Origin of the sequence: Chitinophaga barathri, from assembly GCF_003807585.1 — a bacterium.
Lineage (GTDB): Bacteria > Bacteroidota > Bacteroidia > Chitinophagales > Chitinophagaceae > Chitinophaga > Chitinophaga barathri.
The window spans coordinates 122,603-129,949 of the sequence record NZ_RMBX01000017.1 but is presented as its reverse complement, the minus strand read 5'-3'; the positions used below and the strand labels follow the sequence as shown (position 1 = coordinate 129,949).

1 protein-coding gene is annotated in these 7,347 nt (G+C 55.3%); it reads left to right on the top strand.

What is annotated here, in order from left to right:
- Positions 1-95: 95 nt before the first annotated feature.
- Positions 96-7,193 (top strand): HYR-like domain-containing protein, encoded by a 7,098-nt coding sequence (locus tag EG028_RS26190; protein ID WP_221198114.1) that lies wholly within the window; start codon positions 96-98, stop codon positions 7,191-7,193.
- The last annotated feature ends 154 nt before the right edge of the window (positions 7,194-7,347 follow it).

Here is a 7,347-nt window from a genome sequence, read left to right as displayed (position 1 = left end):
GCCAGGATACCATTCGTGCTGTAAATGCTTGCCTGAATAACTACCAACTCCGCCGTGTATGGATTGCGACCGATGTATGTGGCAACGAAGACTCGGTGATACAGATTATCACTGTAAACGACGTTACGCCACCGGTATTCACGACCCCGGCTCCGGCGAACATCACGGTAGAATGTGATGCCATCCCGGTTATGGATGTCCTGACTGCTACGGACAACTGTAATGGGGCGGTGACCATCACGACCAGACAGGATACGGTTCGTGCTGTAAATGCTTGCCTGAATAACTACCAGCTCCGCAGAGTATGGATCGCTACGGACGTATGTGGTAACCGTGATTCAGTGATACAGATTATCACTGTAAACGACGTTACGCCACCGGTATTCACTACCCCAGCTCCGGCTGCTATCACGGTAGAGTGCGATGCCATCCCTGTTCAGGATAACTTAAATGCAACGGACAACTGTAATGGCCTCGTAAGCATCACCACCCGCCAGGATACCGTTCGTGCTACCGCTGCCTGTCTGAATAACTACCAGCTCCGCCGTGTGTGGATCGCTACCGATGTATGTGGTAACCGTGATTCGGTAATCCAGATTGTGACCGTTCGCGATACAAGACCTCCGGTATTTACTACTCCGGCTCCGGCGGACATTACCGTAGAATGTGATGCCATCCCGGTTATGGATGTCCTGACTGCTACCGACAACTGTAATGGCCTCGTAAGCATCACGACCCGCCAGGATACCGTTCGTGCTACCGCTGCCTGTCTGAATAACTATCAGCTCCGCCGTGTGTGGATTGCTACCGATGTATGTGGTAACCGTGATTCGGTGATCCAGATCGTGACTGTTCGTGATACAAGACCTCCGGTATTCACGACCCCTGCTCCGGCAGCTATCACCGTAGAATGTGACGAGATCCCGGTTATGGATGTCCTGACTGCTACGGACAACTGTAATGGTGCAGTGACGATCACGACCCGCCAGGATACCGTTCGTGCCGCCGCTGCCTGTCTGAATAACTACCAGCTCCGCAGGGTATGGATCGCTACGGACGTATGTGGTAACCGTGATTCGGTGATACAGATTATCACCGTAAACGACGTTACACCGCCAGTATTTACAACCCCTGCCCCGGCGAATATCACGGTAGAATGTGATGCCATCCCGGTTATGGATAACTTAAATGCAACGGACAACTGTAATGGCCTGGTAACCATCACCAGAAGACAGGATACCGTTCGTGCCGCCGGTGCATGTCTGAATAACTACCAGCTCCGCCGCGTGTGGATTGCCACGGACGCGTGTGGCAACCGTGATTCGGTGATCCAGATCATTACCGTTCACGATACAAGACCTCCGGTATTTACTACTCCGGCTCCTGCTAATATCACGGTAGAGTGCGATGCCATCCCGGTTATGGATAACTTAAATGCAACGGACAACTGTAATGGCCTGGTAACCATCACCAGAAGACAGGATACCGTTCGTGCTGCCGGAGCATGTCTCAATAATTACCAACTCCGCAGGGTATGGATTGCTACCGATGTATGTGGTAACCGTGATTCTGTAATCCAGATCGTGACCGTTCGGGACACCCGTCCTCCGGTATTTACTAACCCTGCTCCGGCTAATATCACGGTAGAATGTGATGCCATCCCGGTTATGGATAACTTAAATGCCACCGACAACTGCAATGGCCTGGTAACCATCACCAGAAGACAGGATACCGTTCGTGCCGCCGGTGCATGTCAGAATAACTACCAGCTCCGCCGCGTGTGGATTGCCACGGACGCATGTGGCAACCGTGATTCGGTGATCCAGATCGTGACCGTTCGCGATACAAGACCTCCGGTATTTACTACTCCGGCTCCGGCGAACATTACCGTAGAATGTGATGCCATCCCGGTTCAGGATAACTTAAATGCAACGGACAACTGCAACGGCCCGGTTACCATCACCAGAAGACAGGATACGGTTCGTGCTGTAAATGCTTGCCTCAATAACTACCAGCTCCGCCGTGTATGGATCGCTACCGATGTATGTGGCAACCGTGATTCGGTGATACAGATCGTAACCGTTCGGGACACCCGTCCTCCGGTATTTACTACTCCGGCTCCGGCGAACATTACCGTAGAATGTGATGCCATACCTGTTCAGGATAACTTAAATGCAACGGACAACTGTAACGGCTTGGTTACCATCACCAGAAGACAGGATACGGTTCGTGCCGCCGGTGCATGTCAGAATAACTACCAGCTCCGTCGTGTATGGATCGCTACGGATGTATGTGGTAACCGTGATTCTGTAATCCAGATCGTGACCGTTCGCGATACAAGACCGCCTGTGTTTACTATTGCAGCTCCTGCCAATGTAACTGTAGAATGCAGTGCCATCCCGGGACAGATTGACCTGGCCGCTACCGACAATTGCAGCCCGGCCAATACCATCAGGATACTGAAAAACGAGATCAGGCAGAACATCCCGGGCGCCTGCGCGAACAACTACCTGCTGATCCGTACCTGGACCGCGCTGGACGAATGCAACAACGCCACTACCGTAACACAGACCATCACCGTGGTGGACCGTACAGCTCCTGTATTCACCTCCACAATACCGGCCAACGTAACAGTAGAATGTAACAGCATCCCGTCTGCACCGAATATGACAGCAAGGGATAATTGCAGCGCGACGAACAGGATCACCATCACATTCAGCGAAACCCGCGTGAATATCCCTGGCGCCTGCGTGAACAATTACCAGCTGCGCAGGACCTGGACGGCTACCGACGAGTGCGGCAATTTTACCACCGCCGTACAGATCATCACCGTACAGGATACAAGGCCGCCAGTGTTCACCACTCCGGCGCCTGCAAACATCACCGTTGAGTGTGACCCAGTGCCCGCACAACCGGATCTGACTGCTACGGATAACTGCTCCGGCATCGTGAGCATCACCAAAGCACAGCAAAGGATAGACAGCACCTGCGCGAACACTTACCGCCTCATCCGCACCTGGACGGCCACGGATGTATGCGGCAACGCCACCACCCTTACACAGACCATTATTGTGGCAGACCGCACCAAACCGGTATTCACCACAATAATACCACGTGATACCACTGTGAATTGCGACGCGATACCGACGGCGCCTGTAATGACGGCCCGCGACAATTGCGCATCCGCAGTGAGCATCGCATATGACGAGCAACACATCGATATACCGGGCGCCTGCGCCAATAATTACAGGCTGCTGCGCACCTGGACCGCAAACGACGGCTGTGGCAACATCACCCGCGTGATACAGATCATCACCGTACAGGATACCACCAAACCGGTATTCACCATGGCGATCCCTGCGAACGTGACCGTAAATTGCGACGCCATCCCGGCACAACCGGTACTGACCGCTACGGACAATTGCAGCCCCGCCGCAAATGTGACTGTAACAAGAGCAGAACGTCGCGAATCAGACCCGGGCGCATGTGTGAACAACTACCGCCTCATCCGCACCTGGACCGCCGTAGACGAATGTGGCAACACCGCCATCGGCACCCAGATCGTAACCGTACAGGATACCACCAAACCGGTGTTCACCCTGCCGGTGCCCGCGGACATGACCGTAGAATGTAACGCTATCCCGGCACAGCCGCAGCTGACCGCTACCGACAACTGCAGCACGTCCGCAAGAGTGACCATCACCCGCGCCGAGCGCACAGAACAGATACCGGGCGCAACCTGTGCGAATAACTACCGCCTGATACGCACCTGGACCGCTACGGACGAGTGCGGCAACAGCACCACCCTCACGCAGGTGATCACCGTAACAGATACCACCGCGCCTACATTTACCATGCCTGTACCGGCGGATGCCACCGTGGATTGTAACAACATCCCGGCACAACCGGCCCTGACCGCAACAGACAACTGTACCGCCACCAACCGCATCACGGTAACAAGAGCAGAACGCCGCGAAGACATCTCCGGCGCCTGTGTGAACAACTACCGCCTGATCCGCACCTGGACCGCTACCGACGAATGTGGCAACGCCAGAGTGGTAACGCAGACCATCACCGTACAGGATACCACAAGGCCGACCTTTACCGTATCCGTACCGGCGGACGCAACCGTGGAATGCAGCGCGATACCCGCAATGCCTGACCTGAACGTAACCGATAACTGTACGCCTTCAAACCGTGTAACAGTGGTGAAGAACGAACGCAGGGAAGATATACCGGGCGCCTGTGCGAACAACTACCGCCTGATCCGCACCTGGACCGCTACCGACGAATGTGGCAACAGCCGCACGGTAGAACAGGTACTGACAGTGACAGACCGTACCGCGCCGACATTCACCGTCTCCGCTCCTGCCAATGCCACCGTGGAATGTAATGCCATCCCTGTACAACCTGACCTGACCGCGATGGACAATTGCAGCATGGCAAACAACATCCGCTATATCAAATCAGAACGCCGCGAAGACATCCCCGGCGCCTGTGCGAACAACTACCGCCTGATCCGCACCTGGACAGCGATAGATGAGTGCGGCAATAGCAGGACGGTTGAGCAGACACTCACGGTAGAAGACAACACCGCACCGGTGTTCACCACTACCGCCCCTGCGAACATCACCGCAGATTGTGACGCCATCCCGGCACAGCCTGACCTGATGGCAACCGACAACTGTTCTCCGGCGAACACCCTGAACATCGTGAAAACCGAAGTGCGCGAGAACATACCGGGCGCCTGTGCGAACAACTACCGCCTGATCCGCACCTGGATCGCTACCGACCAGTGTGGCAACAGCACCACCGTAAGGCAGATCGTAACAGTGGAAGACAAAACCGCACCGGTATTCACCCTGCGGCCGCCTACCAACATCACTGTAAACTGCCACGAAGTGCCCGCGGCACCGGTGATGACAGCAACGGACAACTGCTCCGCGAACAACGTAACGATCACATACAGCTTCAGCAAAATGCAGCTGTCCAACGATTGCATCAATAACTACAGGCTCACCCGCACGTGGGTGGCTACGGACGAGTGCGGCAACAGCGCCACCGCCACACAGGTGATCACCGTGATAGATACCACCAGACCGGTATTCAACATGGCGGCACCGGCGGACACCACGGTGAGCTGCGATGCCATCCCCTCGCCCATCAGCATCTCTGCATCAGACAATTGCAGCATTGCCGGTGCGGTAGCCGTAACCTTCAACCAGGTTCGCGAGAACATACCGGGCGCCTGCATGAACAATTATCGCCTGATCTACACCTGGACCGCCAAAGACGAGTGCGGCAACACCGCCACCATGCGCCAGGTGATCACAGTAAGGGATACCACCAGGCCGGTGATCGAAACACCGCCCGCGGACATCACCCTCACCTGTGGTCAGGCCATCCCGACCACGATGATCGAGCTGAACGCCACAGACAACTGCGACGCCAGCTTCCCGAAAAAAGTGAAATACACCGTTGACCCGTACACACCGGATCTCTGTAACGGTTACACCATCATCAGAAGGTGGAGCATTACGGATGAGTGCGGCAACGCGGCCCAGGACGTGATCCAGCGCATCATTGTGATGCCTTGCCCGAAACCTGAGCTGGAAGCCGATGTATTCACCAACTGTAGCACCACACCGTTCATCACGCTGAGAACACGCGGTAATGTGAGCAGGCCGGTATACACCCTCGTAGCAGTTACGCCTGCGAACGCGGTACAGGTACCGATTACCTCCAGCAACCCGAGGTTCAACGTGAACGGCGCCACTACTGCTTCCTTCATCGTAAGGGACGGCGTGACAGGCTGTGTGTCAGACACCATGACCTACACCATCAACTACCTGAATATGCCGGTGGTGAACCTGGGCAAAGACACCAGCCTCTGCGGAGGAAACGGTATGGTACTGGATGCGGGCCCTGCAAACTTCGGGTACAACATCACCTGGAGCACCGGGGAAACCACCCAGCGCATCAGGGTAACGCAGGCCGGCAAATACAGCGTAACCGTGAGCAACGGTATGTGTACCGCCACCGATTCCATAGAAGTGAGCGTGATACCGATGCCGCTGATAGACATCCCTGACACGACCATCTGCCGCGGCCAGAGCGTAACGCTTGACGCAACCGTAGCAGGCGCATCCAGCTACTTCTGGAGCACGGGCGCCACTACACCGAGCATCAACGTAAGCACACAGGAACGCTTCTGGGTACAGGTGATCAAAAACGGATGTATCACCATCGATACCATCAACGTAACCGTAAATCCGCCGCCGGATATCACCCTCAGCAGGGATACCACCATCTGCCCGGGCCAGACCGTGATGCTGACCGTTAACACGAACGCAGGACGTATACAGTGGGGCACCGGTGAGATGGGCAACTCCATCCTCGTAAGCAGGGCCGGAACCTATTCCGTAGCCGTGTACAGGGACAATTGCGTGGTGAGGGAATCCGTAAGAGTGGCAGAACGTCCGAACATGACGTTCGACCTCGGACCGGACCGCATCATGTGCCCTGGCGGAAGCATCATCATAGACGCACGTCATCCTGATGCGGCCACCTACCGCTGGAACGACGGGGATCTGAACCCTGTGAAGAGCATCAACACAGGCGGTGTGTACAAACTGGGCATACTGGACCGCTACTGCGACAGGTACCAGGAAGACAGCATCAGGGTGACCATCGCCGGTCCGCCGACAGTGAACCTGGGCAACGACACGATCATCTGTAAAGGCCGTCGCCACATCCTGAAGGCGAATGCTGTGAACGCCACCGCTTACCAATGGAGCACCGGCGCCACCAGCGCCACCATCGAGGTGACCCAGCCGGGTACTTACAGCGTGACGGTGTTCAACGATTGCGGCAGCACTACGGACGAGATCACCATAGATGTGAAAGAGTGCGACAGCAAACCTGAAGTACCGAACGCCTTCTCTCCGAACGGAGACGGAAACAACGACCTGTTCCGCCCCGTGGTAAGAGGCCCGATGTACGACTACGAGCTGCGCATCTTCAACCGCTGGGGTGAAATGGTGTACATCAGCAAAGACCAGCACAACGGCTGGGACGGTACTTACAAAGGCCGCCCGGTAGATGTAGGAACCTTTGTATGGTGGCTCACGTACAAAAAAGTAACAAACGGCCCCGCCTTCATACTCAAAGGCGATGTGACCGTGGTGAGATAATATTTTCAAACAAAAGACCCGATTCTTTCACTGGAAGAGGCCGCTCATTTGGGCGGCCTCTCTTTTTTGGAGGTAACAGTAAACTTTCCATGAGGGAGGGTTCTTTTGAGATATATTGTAACTTTTTAATTTTCCCGCCCGTTTAAAACAAAAC